The 15,740-nt window shown below is 58.8% G+C and carries 16 protein-coding genes and 1 tRNA gene; 12 read left to right on the top strand and 5 right to left on the bottom strand.

Annotation, left to right across the window (positions count from 1 at the left end):
- The first annotated feature begins 101 nt into the window (after positions 1-101).
- From ACGHN1_RS05330 to ACGHN1_RS05320, 3 genes are all read left to right on the top strand, one after another.
- The gene (locus ACGHN1_RS05330) at positions 102-1,541 is read left to right on the top strand and encodes an aldehyde dehydrogenase family protein (RefSeq protein WP_390549017.1); all 1,440 of its coding nucleotides are present in this window, start codon (positions 102-104) and stop codon (positions 1,539-1,541) included.
- Positions 1,542-1,603: 62 nt separating this feature from the next.
- Positions 1,604-1,694 (top strand) — tRNA-Ser (locus tag ACGHN1_RS05325).
- A gap of 279 nt (positions 1,695-1,973) precedes the next feature.
- Complete coding sequence (locus ACGHN1_RS05320; protein ID WP_390549015.1) at positions 1,974-2,306, top strand: hypothetical protein; 333 nt, start codon at positions 1,974-1,976, stop codon at positions 2,304-2,306.
- 204 nt (positions 2,307-2,510) lie between these two features.
- Here ACGHN1_RS05320 and ACGHN1_RS05315 read toward each other — a convergent pair whose 3' ends face one another.
- Positions 2,511-3,326: a helix-turn-helix transcriptional regulator gene (locus ACGHN1_RS05315; RefSeq protein WP_390549013.1), complete on the bottom strand. Its 816-nt coding sequence runs from the start codon at positions 3,324-3,326 to the stop codon at positions 2,511-2,513.
- Between the two features lie 398 nt (positions 3,327-3,724).
- Between ACGHN1_RS05315 and ACGHN1_RS05310 the strand changes: the two genes are divergently transcribed.
- The 3 genes from ACGHN1_RS05310 (at position 3,725) to ACGHN1_RS05300 (ending at position 5,776) form a co-directional block, all read left to right on the top strand.
- Positions 3,725-4,078: a UrcA family protein gene (locus tag ACGHN1_RS05310; RefSeq protein ID WP_390549011.1), complete on the top strand. Its 354-nt coding sequence runs from the start codon at positions 3,725-3,727 to the stop codon at positions 4,076-4,078.
- A 459-nt stretch (positions 4,079-4,537) separates the two neighbouring features.
- On the top strand, positions 4,538-5,326 hold the full coding sequence (locus ACGHN1_RS05305) for a cation:proton antiporter regulatory subunit (RefSeq protein WP_390549009.1): 789 nt from the start codon (positions 4,538-4,540) through the stop codon (positions 5,324-5,326).
- 156 nt (positions 5,327-5,482) lie between these two features.
- Positions 5,483-5,776, top strand: coding sequence for a putative quinol monooxygenase (locus ACGHN1_RS05300; protein WP_390549007.1), 294 nt, complete (start codon positions 5,483-5,485; stop codon positions 5,774-5,776).
- A gap of 556 nt (positions 5,777-6,332) precedes the next feature.
- Here the strand turns inward: ACGHN1_RS05300 and ACGHN1_RS05295 are convergent.
- Together ACGHN1_RS05295 and ACGHN1_RS05290 are read right to left on the bottom strand one after the other, a co-directional pair.
- Positions 6,333-7,457 (bottom strand): P1 family peptidase, encoded by a 1,125-nt coding sequence (locus ACGHN1_RS05295; protein WP_390549005.1) that lies wholly within the window; start codon positions 7,455-7,457, stop codon positions 6,333-6,335.
- A gap of 32 nt (positions 7,458-7,489) precedes the next feature.
- Positions 7,490-8,614, bottom strand: a complete 1,125-nt coding sequence (locus ACGHN1_RS05290) for an NAD(P)/FAD-dependent oxidoreductase (protein ID WP_390549773.1) — start codon at positions 8,612-8,614, stop codon at positions 7,490-7,492.
- Between the two features lie 736 nt (positions 8,615-9,350).
- Here ACGHN1_RS05290 and ACGHN1_RS05285 point away from each other — a divergent pair.
- Genes ACGHN1_RS05285 through ACGHN1_RS05270 form a run of 4 tightly spaced genes read left to right on the top strand, consistent with a single transcriptional unit; the run spans position 9,351 to position 11,708 of the window.
- Entirely contained in the window at positions 9,351-9,920 is a 570-nt protein-coding gene (locus tag ACGHN1_RS05285; protein WP_390549003.1) for a hypothetical protein, read from the top strand.
- A gap of 58 nt (positions 9,921-9,978) precedes the next feature.
- Positions 9,979-10,362, top strand: coding sequence for a hypothetical protein (locus ACGHN1_RS05280; RefSeq protein WP_390549001.1), 384 nt, complete (start codon positions 9,979-9,981; stop codon positions 10,360-10,362).
- Positions 10,363-10,365: 3 nt separating this feature from the next.
- Positions 10,366-11,115, top strand: coding sequence for a C39 family peptidase (locus ACGHN1_RS05275; protein ID WP_390548999.1), 750 nt, complete (start codon positions 10,366-10,368; stop codon positions 11,113-11,115).
- Positions 11,112-11,708: a hypothetical protein gene (locus ACGHN1_RS05270; protein WP_390548997.1), complete on the top strand. Its 597-nt coding sequence runs from the start codon at positions 11,112-11,114 to the stop codon at positions 11,706-11,708. The genes ACGHN1_RS05275 and ACGHN1_RS05270 overlap by 4 nt, the downstream gene beginning before the upstream one ends.
- Positions 11,709-11,715: 7 nt before the next feature.
- On the opposite strand, the gene ACGHN1_RS05265 is transcribed toward ACGHN1_RS05270, so the two are convergent.
- Both ACGHN1_RS05265 and ACGHN1_RS05260 read right to left on the bottom strand, forming a co-directional pair.
- A complete protein-coding gene (locus ACGHN1_RS05265; protein WP_390548995.1) occupies positions 11,716-12,570 on the bottom strand; it encodes a hypothetical protein in 855 nt (284 codons plus the stop codon).
- Positions 12,571-13,009: 439 nt separating this feature from the next.
- On the bottom strand, positions 13,010-13,651 hold the full coding sequence (locus ACGHN1_RS05260) for a helix-turn-helix domain-containing protein (RefSeq protein ID WP_390548993.1): 642 nt from the start codon (positions 13,649-13,651) through the stop codon (positions 13,010-13,012).
- A gap of 293 nt (positions 13,652-13,944) precedes the next feature.
- On the opposite strand from ACGHN1_RS05260, the gene ACGHN1_RS05255 reads away from it, so the two are divergent.
- Complete coding sequence (locus ACGHN1_RS05255; RefSeq protein ID WP_390548991.1) at positions 13,945-14,586, top strand: response regulator transcription factor; 642 nt, start codon at positions 13,945-13,947, stop codon at positions 14,584-14,586.
- On the top strand, positions 14,583-15,734 hold the full coding sequence (locus ACGHN1_RS05250) for a sensor histidine kinase (protein ID WP_390548989.1): 1,152 nt from the start codon (positions 14,583-14,585) through the stop codon (positions 15,732-15,734). The genes ACGHN1_RS05255 and ACGHN1_RS05250 overlap by 4 nt, the downstream gene beginning before the upstream one ends.
- Positions 15,735-15,740 lie beyond the last annotated feature (6 nt).

The following is a 15,740-nucleotide window of genomic DNA, read 5'->3' as shown; positions in this document are numbered from 1 at the left end:
TGCGCGCAACCCGGATGAGGCCCGCCCCGGCGCTTTGTCCGTGACTCGCCCGGACGAAATCGGCACATAGGTTGCAAATCGGAACGCGAGAGGAGAGTCGAATGTCCGCCCCAACGACCACCAAGACCTATCCCTGCCTGATCGGCGGCGAGATGGTGACCACCGCCGGCACGTTGGAGGTCATCAACCCGGCCAACGAGCAGGTGATCGCGACCGTCCCCTCCTGCGGCAAGGACGAGCTCGACCGTGCCGTCGCCGCCGCGCGGACCGCGTTCAAGACTTGGCGCAAAACCTCTCCCGAAGAGCGCAAGAAAGTCGTCCAGGGCATCGCCGCGGCGATCAAGGAAAACGCCGACGAGCTGTTCCGCCTGCTCACCAGCGAGCAGGGCAAGCCGCACGCGCAGGCGCAGCAGGAAATCTATGGCGCCGCCGGCCTCGCCGCCGCGCAGGCCACGCTGACGCTGGACGACGTGATCAACCAGGACGACGACACCCGCCTTTCCCGCACCCGCCGCGTGCCGGTGGGCGTGGTCGGCGGGATCGTGCCGTGGAACTTCCCGGTGATGATGGCGATCCAGAAGATCGTCCCCGCGCTGATCTCGGGCTGCACCATCGTGCTCAAGCCCAGCCCCTTCACCCCGCTGACCACGCTGCGCATCGCCGAGTTGATCAGGGACGTGGTGCCCGCAGGCACGGTCAACATCATCACCGGCCCGGACGAACTCGGCCCGCTGATCACCGAGCATCCGGATATCGACAAGATCACCTTCACCGGCTCGACCGCGACCGGCAAGAAGATCATGGAAGGCGCCAGCCGCGATCTGAAGCGCATCACGCTCGAACTCGGCGGCAACGACGCCTCGATCGTGCTCCCCGACGCCGATGTCGAGAAGGTCGCCGAACAGCTGTTCTGGTCGAGCTTCTCCAATGCCGGGCAGATCTGCGTCGCCGCCAAGCGCATCTATATCCACGAGGACATCTACGACGACCTCAGCAAGGCGATCGCCGAATACGCCAAGGGCGTGACCGTGGGCGACGGTTCGCACCAGGGCACCGGCGTCGGCCCGATCCAGAACAAGAAGCAGTTCGACCGCGTCTGCGAACTCATCCAGGACGCCAAGGACAATGGCTACCAGTTCCTCGTCGGAGGCGAAGTCGATCCTTCGGGGAGCGGGTATTACGTGCCGATCACAATTCTCGACAATCCGCCAGAGGATGCGCGGATCGTCGCCGAGGAACAGTTCGGTCCGGTCATGCCACTGATGAAGTTCTCATCCGTGGACGAGGTGATCGCGCGCGCCAACGCCAGCGAATACGGCCTCGCCGGCGCGGTCTGGACCAAGGATACGGACCAGGGCGTCGCCATTGCCGAACAGCTCGAGACCGGGACGGTGTGGATCAACGAATTCCTCCACATCAGCCCCTTCGCCCCCTTCGGCGGGCACAAGCAGTCGGGCTTCGGTGCCGAATACGGCACCGAGGGACTGAAGGAATTCACCTATCCCCAGGTGATCACGGTCAAGCGCGACGCGATGGTCTGATCCGCCGCTTGCCGGGGCGCGCGTCTGTCGCTAGAGGCGCGCGTTCAGCCGATCAGGCATGCGGAGCGGTGGCCGAGTGGTCGAAGGCGCACGCCTGGAAAGTGTGTATACGGTAACCCCGTATCGAGGGTTCGAATCCCTCCCGCTCCGCCATTGCATCTTGATTTTCCTCGATAAAATTCAAGGTTAGCCATCGGTTCCCATAACCGCTCCCCGATAGGGTCGCTGCTAAAGGCTGACGCGTGCGGCTGGATTTTAATCGCCGCGCACCTCAACATTTTTCAACAGTGGCGGGGGAAAATCTGCACTGTCGGCTATCAGGCGCAGCGCTCGCGCCCCTCAACGGCGGGAAATAGGGTGGAAAGCGGACTTCGGCGTAGATAGTAAGTTTCGACGATGGCTGAACCGTGGTCAGACGAAGATCGCTCTCGAATGAGGGCTGAACTCGGCTTCCAAAAATGGGAGGCGATGGGTCATTTCTTTAACGACGGAGACTACCTCGGCTTCAACCAATCCAATTACCGGGGCGCTATTGCCCAGTATGAGAGGGCATGGGAGCTACTGAGCACTCCCTGGCAGCAAGAGACAGGTGGTGCGGATATTCTTGAGGGCATCGCCGATTTTGCGTTGCGCTCGAAAGACCCGGAACTTGCTGCCGAGATACTGGGTGGCCTTTTGCATCGCGCCAACCCGATTGACGATGCTTCCTTGCGAGATGCGTGCGACAAAGTTGCACAGTTAGCCAGTCAGCAGCCGCAAGATTGAACTTCACCCGAACGTCCGCAATGGGGTCGCTAGCGGAATGGCAGGTTCTCGCTCAAAGTGTCTAGGAGCAGACCGACCGCTAGCGGCCCAGTTGCGGTCAGCCTGTTTCGAGGCACTTAAAGATGGAAAGCCGCTGGTCCCCCTCTCAAAGTTCGTGGGCTGCTTTGAAAGGTCCCAGAATGGGTGGAAAGGGGTCAATCAACGTTATGCCCTCTCGACAAGATGAACGAGCTCAGCATGTCTGTGAACTCCTGTCTTTGAGTAGATTGCTTCCATGTGGGACTTAATCGTGTTGGGGGATAGCCCACATCTTTGAGCGATTTCTGCCCTCCCACCCCCTGCGCAGGCCTCCATAGCAATTTTTGTTTCGGCGGGCGTCAGCGAGAAGGCATTACTCAATCGGTTCATCCGCTCTTCTTTTAGCTGCTCGTCCGATATCAGCCAAATCAAGGCAGCAGGTCGATCTATAATAACTGGAGTCAGGTTCTCGCCGGAGCTGCAGGGTATTACCGCAAGACGACTCAGCGAGCCTTTACGATCGACAAGGTTTATCGAGGATCCCTCACCTTGATCAACGGCACGGCGGAGCAGACTCTTTACCTGACCCGGAGCGATTTGAGCCGTGTTTCGGCCATTCTGGATAAGGTTTAGTGACTCTAGCCACGTTAAAGTCCGGGGGTCCGAATGCAGAACGGCGCCCTCTCGGTCTACGACGAGGAACCCGGAAGCCATCTCTGCTTCAGCCCGACTGATTACGAGTTGCGCCATTTGAAGGCGGCGAAGTATTGCCACCGACCGGATAAGATGCTGAACGATCTCACCAAACAGTTCTTTCTCGCTTCTCTGGAACCCTAACTTCGACGTGGGAGCATGGATGGTAATTGAGGCAGTTGCCCCACTATCCGAGACGATATTTGCAGCAAGCGAACCTCCTCCAGCACCTTGCGGAAGCCACCACTCATTATAGAACTCAGTGCTTCGGAGCCAATCCACATCGAACATCTCTTCATAGTCAATCACTCTTCCGACGGGATAGAACCGAAGCTTGTGAGCAATCGTGAACCGCTTTTGCCAGTGAGAAAAGAAGGACGCGCGATCATCTTCGCGCCACATGGGCGTAATGACCTGCACATCTCCACGGGGTGGATCAGCCATGACGAAATTGCATTGTTCGCAATTCATCGCGCGGGCGACGCGAGTTAGCATGTGTGGCCACTCATCAGGCGCAAGCGCTGCATCGTAGATGCTTCTAATTAGGTTATCCCGTTCTCTTCTCTGCATGGTAAGCTATCCGGCAAAGTGAACGTCCGAGAAATATCACATAAATCTGCTCCTGCATCGGACATTTGTCCGATGTGCTTACCGTGCGGAAGCGTCATTTTCCAAGGGTCGGTCAGACAGCCCCAAAGGAATTTAACATGCGAAAAATACAATTTCCTGGTGCGCTCGTGGCTCTAGCGCTGGGTAGTTTATCTGTATCTGCTGGAGCCCGCGAGACACCCAGTGAGGACGTGCGCTATCTGGACCTTGATCTTCGGACGGATGCCGGGGTGAAGTCTTTGGACAATCGCATAGAGAAAGCCGTTCGTAAGGTTTGCGGTGGCGTTTCAGGAGGCGGCTATTTCGAATGGATGTTTTACAACGACTGCAAAGCTGCCACCCTCGCTAGCGTGACTCCTGTAAGGAATGCAGTGATTGAAAGAGCGCGAGAGCAACAGGGACTGGCGGGGGATATAGCGCTGTCAGTCGTCGCTAAATTGCCTACCAAGTGAAAGAATGCGTATCGCCGGGCGAGGTTTAACGCGCCGGCGATACAAGATTGTACCGGCCCCAAGACCAAAGCTCTCGAAATTGGAAGCTACCCCTTCAAAAAGTGATGCTGGTGCCGGGCGTGCCTGAGACAAACTTATTGTCTCTCTAATTTTCTGAAAGCTATTGGACAGACATTGCAAGAAAACTGTTCTAGGTGCCGTTCACGGGCTTGCTTTTAGGTCTCGCAGATGCTGCAATTACCTAGCGAACTAAATGGGGTCGTGAGCCGAACGGCAGCTTACCTCCTTATGAGAACATAAAGCGGACTGACCGCTAACGGCCCAAGAGCTGACATAGATCAGCGCGCTCTTCTGCTGACCCGCGTTTCGTGCCACGTTGACGCGACAAAAGAGACAGGAGAAGGTTGGTGGCTCATCGTCTTGTGAAGAAACTCTCTGTAGTGGCAGAGAGCTGATCCCATGGCCGCCATATTCTCCCTGCTTGTGGTGATCGCACTCTCTTTCCTAGTAGTTCGGATTGGCGCGATTGCTCTGGCGATGACCGGTCTTTCCGACGAGATTGCGCATTTCCAGGCGCTTTCGGCCTTTTCGGGAGCGGGATTTACAACAAGCGAAGCAGAAACCGTGGTCAAGGGCCGTGCTCGGCGCCGGATCGTATCCTGGCTCATTCGGGCCGGAAGTGTGGGGATTGTCAGTGGTATTTCCAGCCTGTTCCTCTCGTTTGTCGACGATCAGTTCGCCACGCAAACGAAACTGGCCGTGCTCGGCGGCGGAACGATGATCATCTTCCTGCTGGCGCGCTCGAAGCAGCTCGACCGGTGGACAAGACCGATGCTCGAACGCGCCTTGAGCGGCACCCGGTCGACAGAATTGCGCGACTATGCGGCCCTGCTCCACATGCGCGAAGACTGGCGCATCGGCGAGATCAGGGTCGAAGAGGAAAGCTGGCTTTCCGATCGTACCTTGGCCGAGCTCGATCTGAGGTCCGAAGGCGTTGTCGTCCTCGGTATCGAGCGCGAGGGTGAAGCCTACGAAGGCGCGCCGTCCGGCGATAGTTATCTCGAAGCAGGCGATACAATCTTGGTCTATGGTGAAGCCGAGCGCCTTTCGGAGCTATCTGAGCGCTTGCGGCAGGACTCCGGAGCTCACGAAGACGCGAAACGCGATGAGGAGAAGCGACGCGAGAAAGAAGAACGGGAAATCGATAATGCCGGCGGCAAGGGTCAACGTGATCGTGACGCAGATTAGCTGTGTTGACAGAAGGCATATGGTTGCTCGATTTCGAATGTCTGTCCCGGTTTTGAGCCCGACCCCGTTTTCTGGTCGGCGCGTGAGCCCCTTTCGACCGACTTGTTCGTTATAAACTTGGCCAACTTATCCGGCCGCTCCATCTAGGAGATGATCATGCCCAAATTGGCTCTTTACGTGCCTTTGAAGGCCAAGCCCGGCAGGGAGAGCGACATCGCTGCTTTCTTCAAGTCGGCACTCCCGCTCGTGCAAGACGAGCCCGGCACGCTGACATGGTATGCGATCGAAGAAGGCCCCGGCGCATACGCCATCTTCGATACCTTCGACACTGAGGAGGATCGACAGGCTCATCTCGACGGCAAAGTGGCTGCTGCGCTAATGGAAAAGGCGGAAGATCTGTTCGCGGAGCCGCCGCAGATTCATAAGCTCACGCTTCTAGCCGCGAAATAGGGCGCGCTCGCCGCTCTGTCATTTCGGTTTGATGCCGAAGCAAGTGTAGCTTATGGGTTAAGACTCTTTTGCCGACGGTGACCGCTGTGGGGACGCATTGCTGGCCAGCCGATTTTTGGGCCGGTAGCTGTCTGTCTGCTTGTGGAGCTGCAGGGCGGGAAAGCCGCCGGTCGGCTAACGACCCGACGGCAGGGGAAGGCACTATTATCCTGACGATCGACCCGAATGGTCGATTGATTGCCGAGGGCGTGGCGGCTGGCACAAGGCTTTATCTCGACCAGATCGCTCTGCCGGTTCAGGGTCGAAACTCATTTGTGTCTGGCCCCTATTGAGCGGCGAGCAATTGCACAGCTGAGAGGCAATCCTACCCTCGTGCATCGCGCACGCCGTAGCTCGGCGCTTCGAACCAAAGGTAGAACTGTCCGGTGAAGGAGCCGCCCTTCTGCTTCCGACCTCATTTCCGCTATTCGAAAGATAATGATAGCAAGTTCTAACAGCGAGACAGCGTTGGATTGTGCCTGCGCGGAGAATGCGCTGCATGATACTCTTGGCCTTGCTACTTGCGCTCGGTAGCAGGCGCGGAAAGTACTTCCTCCACCGGCAGGCGTTCGGCGATCCCACGATAGCGCTCGATCCGCATGCCCGCGAACAGCGCGTTGATTGCGGCTTCCTCGGTCGCCTCCGCGACCGCCTGAAAGAGCGGGCTTATCGCTTCGTTGCGCACTTCCGTGTTCGGCACTTGTGAGGTGCCGGCCTGCTCGCGCCGCACAGCCATATTGGTTGAGAACGCCAGCGCGTAGTCGCCGGATCCGTTCGAGAAGGACGATCCCGTGCGCGCGATACCGGCAAACGCTCGTTCGGCGATACGGCGAAGGTTGCGGTCGGAAAGGGGCGCGTCGGTGGCGATGACGATCACGACCGACCCATCCGCCGTTACCCGATCGTCCAGGGCGCTGAATGCGTGCTGCCCGAGCCGCTCGCCCACGGGGATGCCGTCGATGGTCAGCACGCCGCCGTAGTTGGACTGGACGAGAACGCCCAGTGTCCAGCCCCCCATATCGTCGGGAAGGCGGCGCGAGGCGGTTCCGATCCCGCTCTTGTAGCCGAAGCTGACCGTGCCGGTGCCTGCGCCAACCGCGCCTTCGGCAACCGGGCCGGCGGCCGCAGACTCTATCGCGCGCCGTGCGTCGGCGATGGTCACTCGCCGACGGCGGATATCGTTGAGCAACCCGTCGTTGGTTTCGCCGACCACTGCATTGACCGATCGCACGTCTTCGTTGCCAGGTTGTGTCAGTGTCCATTCGATCGCCGCTGCGGCCGCTTCGGCGACGTTGAGAGTATTGGTCAGCAGGATCGGCGTTTCGATCTCGCCCAGTTCTACAACCTGGGTCGAACCCATGAACTTGCCGAACGCGTTGAAGGCTACGAACCCGGCTGGCACGCGCGAACGGAAGGGATTTCCCCCGTGCGGCAGGATCGCGGTGACGCCGGTATGAACATCACGGCCTTCCCGGATCGTGACCTGGCCCACCCGGACCCCTTCGACATCGGTGATCGCGTTGAGCGGGCCCGTCGGCAGCACACCGATCGTTACCCCTGCTTCGCGAGCGCGCTGGGGATGCTCCATTGTCCGGGTCGGCGGCGGCGCGGCTGCAACCAGCGACATCAGCACCGCGGCCATTATTGTCCGGCCGATATCCATGCTCGTCCACCTCAATCGAAACGTTCCGGCGAAAGTATATCGGGCGCGATACTGAAGCTCTCGAGTTGCTCCGGCCATGGTTCGCGCAGGATAAGGGACGCTGCCGCCGCGGCAAGCGCTGGTGACGTCTGCAATCCGGCGCCGCCCTGACCCGCCAACCAGAAGAAGCCGTCCACCCGGCTGTCGTATCCGACCGCCGGGTTGTTGTCGGGGAAGAAGCTCCGCAGGCCTGCCCAGCGGGCAGTGATCCGGTCGATCTTGAGTGTGGTTGCCTCTTCGACGCGCCAGGCGGCGGTGGCGACGTCGATCTCTTCAGGCTGTGCATCGCCCGGCTCGACCGGCGTCGCATCCATCGGCGATGCTAGCAAGCGGCCCGATTCGGGCAGCATGTAGAACCCGTCTTCGATGACGGTCTTCAGGAACGGGAAGGATGCGATATCCACATCTGCAGGCCCGGCGAAACCGATGATCGTGCGGCGCCGCGCAGTGATACCCAGGCGGTTCACGCCGGCCATGGCGGCAATTTCGTCCGCCCAGGCACCGGCGGCGTTGACGAGTGTGTGCGCAGACCAAGTCCCGTCCGCGGTGGCCACGGTCCAGCGCCCCTGATTGCGAGAGATCGACTGGATGCGGGTACCCCTCTTCACGCGGCCACCATGATTGGCGATAGTCCGCTGGTGATGTTGCAAAAGCGCGTGCGAATCGATCCGGCGGGCGCCTTCGTCGCAAACGCCTGCTACGAATGCTTCATCGCCGGTGCGCAACATGGGCACGGCAATGCGAAGCGCATCTGCGTTCATGCGCCTGACTTGCTCCGAAACGCAGCGCATTGCGCACTCCAGTTCGTCGAGCTGATCCATCTCTTCGGCCCGGGCCACGAACAGCGCGGCATGCGGGACGGACACTGGAGGATTGTCCGGCGTCGCGGGTGGTTGCGAGAAGAACTCCCGGCTGGCTGCAGTCAGCGCACGCACCAGAGCCGTGCCGATCCCCAAGTGCAGCCAGGTCGCACTCCGCCCCGACGAGTGGAAGCCTACCGCCGTTTCCCGCTCGAGCACGACAACCGAAGCTCGGTTCGCCAGGGCCGCCCCGCAGGAGAGACCGGCGATCCCGCCTCCTATTATAAGCACGTCCACATTGGTCAAAGCCTGCGCTCCGAACGAAGGAAGCGTCCGAGGGTCGCCCACATTCGAACTCTAAACGTGAAAGGGCAGCCCGAAAAGTCTGCGGATCGGAAAGACCTATTCCCTCGTGGAATGAGCAAGACGTTCGCGGCCGTTGGCCATTGCGAATTGCTTACCGAGAAGCTTGAAATTCAACGATCAGATTGGTTCCAGAGGTCGGACCGGTCGCGAAGGATCTACGCTTGGTCATTCTTCCGGCAGCAATCTGTCAGCGCCCGCTTTCGAGCGAAAGCTGCAAACGAAGCATCACTGTCCGAGACTTAAACCGCGTCCCTGCCCGCATCCAGAATCCCTCAGTTTATGGAAATAACGGGATGGATCGACGTGCTCACATCTTTGATACCCCTTGTGTTCCCACCCCGCTGGCACGCCGCCTACGCACGTTGGTGGGCTGACCATCTCTCTCCGGACGCTATTCAAGCGATCGCACCGTGGTCGGTGGTTGCTGAGCCGAGAGCTTTCTTACGTAGTTGCATGAGATAGGGACAAGCGGTCTGTGGCATTTGGTCACTCTGTTAAGTGTTCAATTTGTGATCGTGCATTGGGGAAATTGCGGATGTCGGCCTTTGCCGAACCGCAAAGCAACGCGAGTTAGTGAGCTGTAGTTCTCCGCACGGCTTCCATCGAAGGGAGCAAACTAGGGGCAGGCATCACTGATGGTGACTGCGCCGTTTCATGGAGATACGACATGCGCAAACTTTTGACCATGACCGCCGTCGCTGCTGCTGCTTTCGCCATCGCCGGAACCCCCGCAATGGCACAAGACAGCGAGGCGGGTCCCGGTTCGCAAGACACCTCCGCCGAGGACAACCAGATCGACGATGGTAGCAGCAACACCCAGAACGAAGATTCGCTGCAGAACTCGCTCAACGGACTGAGAGCGCTGAATGGCTGGTCGAACTTCAACAACGACAACGCCGCCGACCAGGACAACGACGAAAACGGATCCTACAACAGCAACACGTTCGTTGTGGCCGAGCAGGAGTTGAAAGCGGTCAACATCAACCGCGAACTCGATGAAGTCGTCGACCTCGACGGTATCGACGAAACCGAGTCCAGCGTTGGATACAACAGCGGCAACAACTCGGTGAACGATAATGCCTTCGCGGCCTTCGCGGGCATTTCGAACGCCGCCTGGAATACCGGGATCAACGCCAACACCCAGGCTGCGACCAATATCGCGGCTCAAGGCACGATCAACTTCGGGGTGAGCTCGGGTAGCAGCGCAGCCGGCGAGGGCACCGGCGGCGAAGATTGATTAGTTGGCCGGTCCGACACTCTGCCGGACCGGCCATACTCCAGTCTGGAGAAATTTCATGAGCAAAGACCCACATATCGCCGGCGTTCTGGCAATCGGTTTACTTTCGCTTTGCAGCGCGCCTGCGTCCGCGGACGAGACGGTCGATTCCATCTCCCGAGTTGCAGTAGGCGAACCGATTACTCCCGACTTTTCCACCCCGCGCCCGCTGACGCTGGAAGAACTTTCCGCCGAACGCGGCGGGACCGCCATCGTGCTGAACAATCAGACGCTGGGGGCCATAACCGCGGGAAATTCGATCGGTAGCTATCTGGCAGGCACCATCAATCTGAGCGATAATGCGCTCAGCAGCTTCAACGGCGTCGGCAATTTCCTCTTCAACACCGGCGCCCAAAACAATCTGCAAGCCGGAATGACGCTCACGATAACGCTCGAGAACTGAGCCGTGTCGAACCTGCTTCGCCGCCGTCCATGCCTTGCACCCCCCCTCGCGGCGGCGCTCCTGGCCTCCGCTGCCGGTGCCAACGCGCAAGTGCGTTTGCAGCCGGATAGCGGAGGCAATTTTGACGTCATGGTTATGACCTGGTGGGATATTCCGTTTCGCAGCGTCATCCGTCAGCGCTACGATTTCAGTTGCGGGTCGGCAGCCATCGCTACCCTCCTTACTCATCACTACGGTCGTCCCCTCAATGAGCGAGAGGCCTTTGTCGCCATGTGGCGAACCGGGGATCGCGACGCCATCAAGCAACACGGTTTCTCGCTGTTAGACATGCGCAGCTATCTTTCATCGATCGGTTTCGTCGCCGAAGGCTATCGTCTGACGTTCGACCAGCTTCGTGCGGTGCGCCGCCCGACGATCGCGCTCATCGACCTCAACGGATACAAGCATTTCGTGGTTATTAAGGGTGTGCGCGGCGATCGCGTGTTGACCGGCGACCCGACCCTGGGACTGACCGAGTATTCTGCCGACGATTTCTCCAAACATTGGAACGGGATCGTGCTCGCGATCACACAAGCTCCGGGAACGGAACCGCTTTACGATCTTGCTGACGATTGGGGCCCTTGGTCCCGGGCGCCTCTCGAAGGAAGCGGCGGTGTTCGCGTAGCACTGCTGCAAGCAGATGACGACCTCCCACCCCAGTACCAGATTACCCCGGAATTTCTCATCCCCGTCCGGATCGGCACGGTAGAATGAAAGGCAACACGATGAAGGACCGTCGCCTCAAACGATTGTTCGCTGTCGCCAGTGCGATGGGGCTTCTCGGTGCAGTACCAATGCCGGCCGGGGCCGAAGAACTTCCTGCGGCCTCCAAGCTGAACGAGGCCGAACTTCGATCGGCGCGAGCAGGCTTTACTATCCAGGGACTGGAAATTTCGCTCGGAGCTGACCTGCGAACCTATCTGGACGGAGAGCTTGTCCTCCATACGGTTGTAAACTGGATCGGCGATCAGGCAACTTCCAGCCGCTGGGTGGCCAACACGCTGACTCCAGCCGATTCTGCGGCGCTCGGCGGGGTCCTAGCCAATGGGCACATTACCATGCGGCTCGGTGATGAGGCCCTCTATCTTGCCAACGGCGGGCAAACGGCCTTGTTGCAGAGATCCGACGGGGGCCTGCAGAACCTGATTTTTAACACTGCCAGTGGCGTTGATCTTCGCCAGGAGGCCGACATATCCATTAGCGTGTCCGACCTCCAAGGTTTCCAAACGGCGATCGCGCCTGGTGTGCTCGTCAGTGGTTTGAGCGAGGCGATGGGCGGCGCCGCGATCACCGCCAACGGATTCTAGTCGGCGGTCAGAAAACCAAGGGAAAGCGCAACGTCACACCGAGATCCGGTGCATCCTCGGTCACACCGATGTCAAAGGATGCATTCACCGTCGAACGTGCTGTAAGGCGGTAGGACATTCCGAGCGCGAGGGAGCCCACTTGCAGCCTATCTGATCGCTCGAGGGCTTCGCCAATTTCCGTCTCGCTAGGCATTATATAGCTGTGGCGGTAACCCAATGAGAAGGAAAAACGCGGGTTGAGTGCGAAGCCGAAGCCGAGATTGCCACTAATTGAATCTCCCGGGTCGACATGTCCAATGGGGACGCCGCCGACCTCCCGATCCACGTCCCGGCCAACGTGGTAGAAATAGTTCACGCCTGCGAAGATGACCGCTGGATCGGAAGGCAGCAACATACTCAAACTTGGCTGAATACCCCAGAAACCTGACCCGGTGGTGAGGCCGGTGGCTACACCGAACTCGTCGTAGCCGATATCGAAGGGACCCCGTCCGGTATCGCTCTTGATCCGCACTCCCGCGATCCAGATGGGTCGCTGGCCTTGCTGGGCGTTGAGTTGATAGCGGAACGATATCTCGGCATCGCCAACTTCGGTCTCCGACAGATTGATCTCGCGAACAATCCCTTCATCGCGCTGCTGAGTCACGCGGATCGAATCGTTGCGGTAAAGGAACGGCAAGCGCCCTTCGACTTCGAGCCGGTTGGTAAGACCGTACCGCAGGGCAAGTGTTCCGACCAATGAATCGCGTCGTGCGCGGCTGGCCTCGATCACTCCAATCTGGATCCCGGGTATGAGTTCGAAGCCGCGAAAAACCAGCCGGTCGTTTGCCGAATTGACGTACTGAAGGCTGGGTTCGACGATCATTTGTCCCGGGCGGGTGAGAACGCCCTGGTCCTGTGGTACTGCTGCCACGGCCGCACGCGCTCCCGGTTCACTTGTCCTCGGAGCCTCACCAACCGGGTCGACTGGGGGTATATCCGCTGGGGTCTGTGCCAAAGGCTCCGGGTCTTGGGATAGTCCAGCGCCGCGGTAAGTAACCATAGCATCGTCGGCCAAGAGGTTGCCCTCAGCTACAATGAGAGCTCGCAGCCGAGCCAGCTGTTGGTCCTGACGCTCGATCCGTTCTTGTTGCTGATCCAAACGCCGTGCCTGCTCGGCGAGAAGTGCGCGTAGGTCGGCGAGTTCAGTCTCGCTCGTCTGAGCGGAAACAGGCTGGCCTGTAGCCAAAACGAGGGCGCACCCTGCTAGTAGCGCATGTCGAAACCTGATCGACGATACCTTACGCATTGTCGCTCCCTCCCCATCAGGCGACCAATTGATCGTCGCCTTGCATTTTTTCGAACTCCACCATTGCCTCGAGTCCACTGCGGTCCAGAACCTTCAAGCGATCGGGCTTCTCGAGAATGAAAAAACTTCGTCTCGCTAGCTCAGAAAAGGAGCGACTAACCGTATGCATCGTCAAACCCAGATGATCGGCGAGATCTTGCCTGGACATCGGCAATTCGATGATGTCCGGCTGTTCACAGTAAGTACTGAACTGAAGCAAAAAGGCCGCAGTGCGATGCATCGCATTGGGATAGCTGAACAGCCGCATGGTGTTCTCCACCGCCTCCAGCGCACGCTGCAAAGCTGGGTGAGAACCGCTTGGGGGGGTCATGTCGATTGGCGGCGCACGATCATCCCAGAAGGCATGCCCGACTAGTCCGACGTCGGTCAGGGCTTCGGCGGAAAACTGGCGAAGGCCGCTTTCGAAACCGAACGCGTCGCCGCGACCCGCGAAGCGGGAGACCTGTCTTCGGCCGTCACCGAAATAATGACAAAGAGCTACAAAACCTTCGACGACTTCATACCAGTGCCTGCCCTCGTCCCCTTGTCGATATATCGCCTGGCCTTTCCTCCACGAGGCGATCCTGAGATGTACGGTGCTCGTAGAAAGAGTTTCCATTTCACGCCCTCCAGAAATTGGCCAGCGACTCGTCTCTATCGTCGGCGCAACGATACTGGGGGCGCGGGGGGGGCATATTCGTAAATATACGAACTGATCAGCCGAGCGCGTTCGCCTCATTGGCGAAGCCGAAATTTTAGGATAAATTCGAGTTTGGGAGGGGTGTTGCGGGCGCAAGCCAGTCATTTGCGAATTCGCAAATCCGGATCGATGCTTGGTTTTAAGTTGGACTAGCCAATCGTCTGCGGCCTTGTTTTAAAGGCCTCGCTGACAAAGGTCGTGGAGAGCGATTTTTGGATAAGACAGCTTCAGCGATGGACACAGACGGCCGACCCCGAAGGCTGGTTCACCTTGTCGACGACGATCTGGCCGTGAGACGCTCACAGACCGTTCTGCTCAAGTCTCTGGGGTATCACGTCCAGGCGTGGGTGGACGGAGATACCTTTCTCAAGGCAGTGTCATTCCTGGGGCCATCGTGTATTTTGCTCGATCTCTCTATGCCCCACTCCGATGGATTGACTGTCCAGTCGGAGCTCACACGTCGCGGTATTGACTGGCCCGTTATCTTTCTTTCCGGCACCGCCGACATTCCGCAAGCGGTGGCCGCAGTGCGAAACGGCGCTGTGCATTTCCTCGTAAAGCCAGCTCCGCCAAACGAATTGGTAAAGGTGCTGAACCGAGGGTTCGAACAACTCGCCAATTCACGTACACGATCCGCTGGCGCAACACAGGCGAAATGTCGATTAGCGCGCCTTACTACCCGGGAAACAGAAGTACTCGAGGGCTTGGTCGAAGGCCTGCCTAATAAGTCCATAGCCTACGATCTCGGCGTTAGTCCGCGCACCATCGAGGCCCATCGAGCGAAGATCATGAGAAAGCTCGAGGCTACGAGTTTTGCCAGCGTATTACAGACTGTATTCGAGGCGCGCCAGTGAACGCGCCAAGCAGCAAGGACGTGCGCCGCCTGCTATCATCGAGTGAGGCGCAATTGCGCTCGATCTTAGCGACCTCTCCCGATGCCATGGTGGTTATCGACGAGCTCGGCGCAATCTGCGCTTTCAGCGGTGCCGCGGAACGTATGTTCAATTACGAAGCGCAGGAGGTCATCGGACGGAACGTCGCGATGCTGATGCCCGAACCTGACAATTTGCGACATGACGGTTATCTCTCGAACTATCTCGGCTCGGGCGAACGCAAGATCATTGGCGTCGGCCGCAGGGTTCATGGGATCAGGCGAGACGGGTCGGTGTTTGCGCTTCATCTCAGCATTGGGGAGTCGGAAGCCGGAGGGCGCCGCCTCTTCACCGGGTTTATGCACGATCTTTCCAGCGAGGAGACTTCAGAAAAGCATTTGCACGAATTGCAGGCCGAACTGGTTCATCAATCACGCATCGGAATCATGGCGACCATGACTACCGCCCTCGCGCATGAGATTAACCAGCCTCTGGCAGCGATCACGAACTATGTCGAAGCTGCACAGACCATGCTCGAACCCTCGCTGCCCTTTTGGGATCGCGAGGAGATCGTCGAATGTTTGCGCATGGCCTCGCGAGAGGCGGTTCGCACAGGCGAGATCGTTTCGCGTTTGCGGCGCTTTATTTCGCGGGGAGAATTGCAGCGCAGCATCGCCTTGCCGTCCGACCTGGCTCAACAGACCTGCGCTCTGGCGGCGATCGAAGCGAAAGCTAGCGGAGCAGAATGCAAAATCGAAATAGGCCCTGGCGAGAAGCGAATTCTGGTCGATCCGATACAAATTCAGCAAGTCCTACTCAATCTCACCCGCAACGCGATTGAGGCCGCTGGCTCAGCCGGTGACACAATCGAAGTCAGGATCGTCATCGAGACTAATGAGAAGGACGTTTGTTTTGCGGTGATCGACGATGGTCCCGGCCTGGCACCCGGACATGTGCCCTTTGTTGCTTTCAGTAGCACCAAACGCGAGGGAATGGGTCTGGGGCTCTCGATCTGCAAGACAATAGTCGAAGCACACGGCGGGACAATCTGGTACGAAGCAGTTCAGCCCAAGGGCACCGCGTTCAAGTTTACCGTTCCTATCGCGCCCCGGGACTTTGAATGTGCTTAGTACCAA

Source organism: Qipengyuania sp. MTN3-11, assembly GCF_042851825.1.
Classification (GTDB): domain Bacteria; phylum Pseudomonadota; class Alphaproteobacteria; order Sphingomonadales; family Sphingomonadaceae; genus Qipengyuania.
Note: the sequence above shows the minus strand (reverse complement) of the source record. Positions and strands in the feature narration are given on the sequence as shown.

Excerpts from the sequence above, each read along its gene's own strand:
- ACGHN1_RS05330 (WP_390549017.1), top strand. The coding sequence starts at position 102 with ATGTCCGCCCCAACGACCACCAAGACCTATCCCTGCCTGATCGGCGGC.
- ACGHN1_RS05320 (WP_390549015.1), top strand. The coding sequence starts at position 1,974 with ATGAGGGCTGAACTCGGCTTCCAAAAATGGGAGGCGATGGGTCATTTC.
- ACGHN1_RS05310 (WP_390549011.1), top strand. The coding sequence starts at position 3,725 with ATGCGAAAAATACAATTTCCTGGTGCGCTCGTGGCTCTAGCGCTGGGT.
- ACGHN1_RS05305 (WP_390549009.1), top strand. The coding sequence starts at position 4,538 with ATGGCCGCCATATTCTCCCTGCTTGTGGTGATCGCACTCTCTTTCCTA.
- ACGHN1_RS05300 (WP_390549007.1), top strand. The coding sequence starts at position 5,483 with ATGCCCAAATTGGCTCTTTACGTGCCTTTGAAGGCCAAGCCCGGCAGG.
- ACGHN1_RS05295 (WP_390549005.1), bottom strand. The coding sequence starts at position 7,457 with ATGGCCGCGGTGCTGATGTCGCTGGTTGCAGCCGCGCCGCCGCCGACC.
- ACGHN1_RS05285 (WP_390549003.1), top strand. The coding sequence starts at position 9,351 with ATGCGCAAACTTTTGACCATGACCGCCGTCGCTGCTGCTGCTTTCGCC.
- ACGHN1_RS05280 (WP_390549001.1), top strand. The coding sequence starts at position 9,979 with ATGAGCAAAGACCCACATATCGCCGGCGTTCTGGCAATCGGTTTACTT.
- ACGHN1_RS05270 (WP_390548997.1), top strand. The coding sequence starts at position 11,112 with ATGAAAGGCAACACGATGAAGGACCGTCGCCTCAAACGATTGTTCGCT.
- ACGHN1_RS05265 (WP_390548995.1), bottom strand. The coding sequence starts at position 12,570 with ATGATCGTCGAACCCAGCCTTCAGTACGTCAATTCGGCAAACGACCGG.
- ACGHN1_RS05260 (WP_390548993.1), bottom strand. The coding sequence starts at position 13,651 with ATGGAAACTCTTTCTACGAGCACCGTACATCTCAGGATCGCCTCGTGG.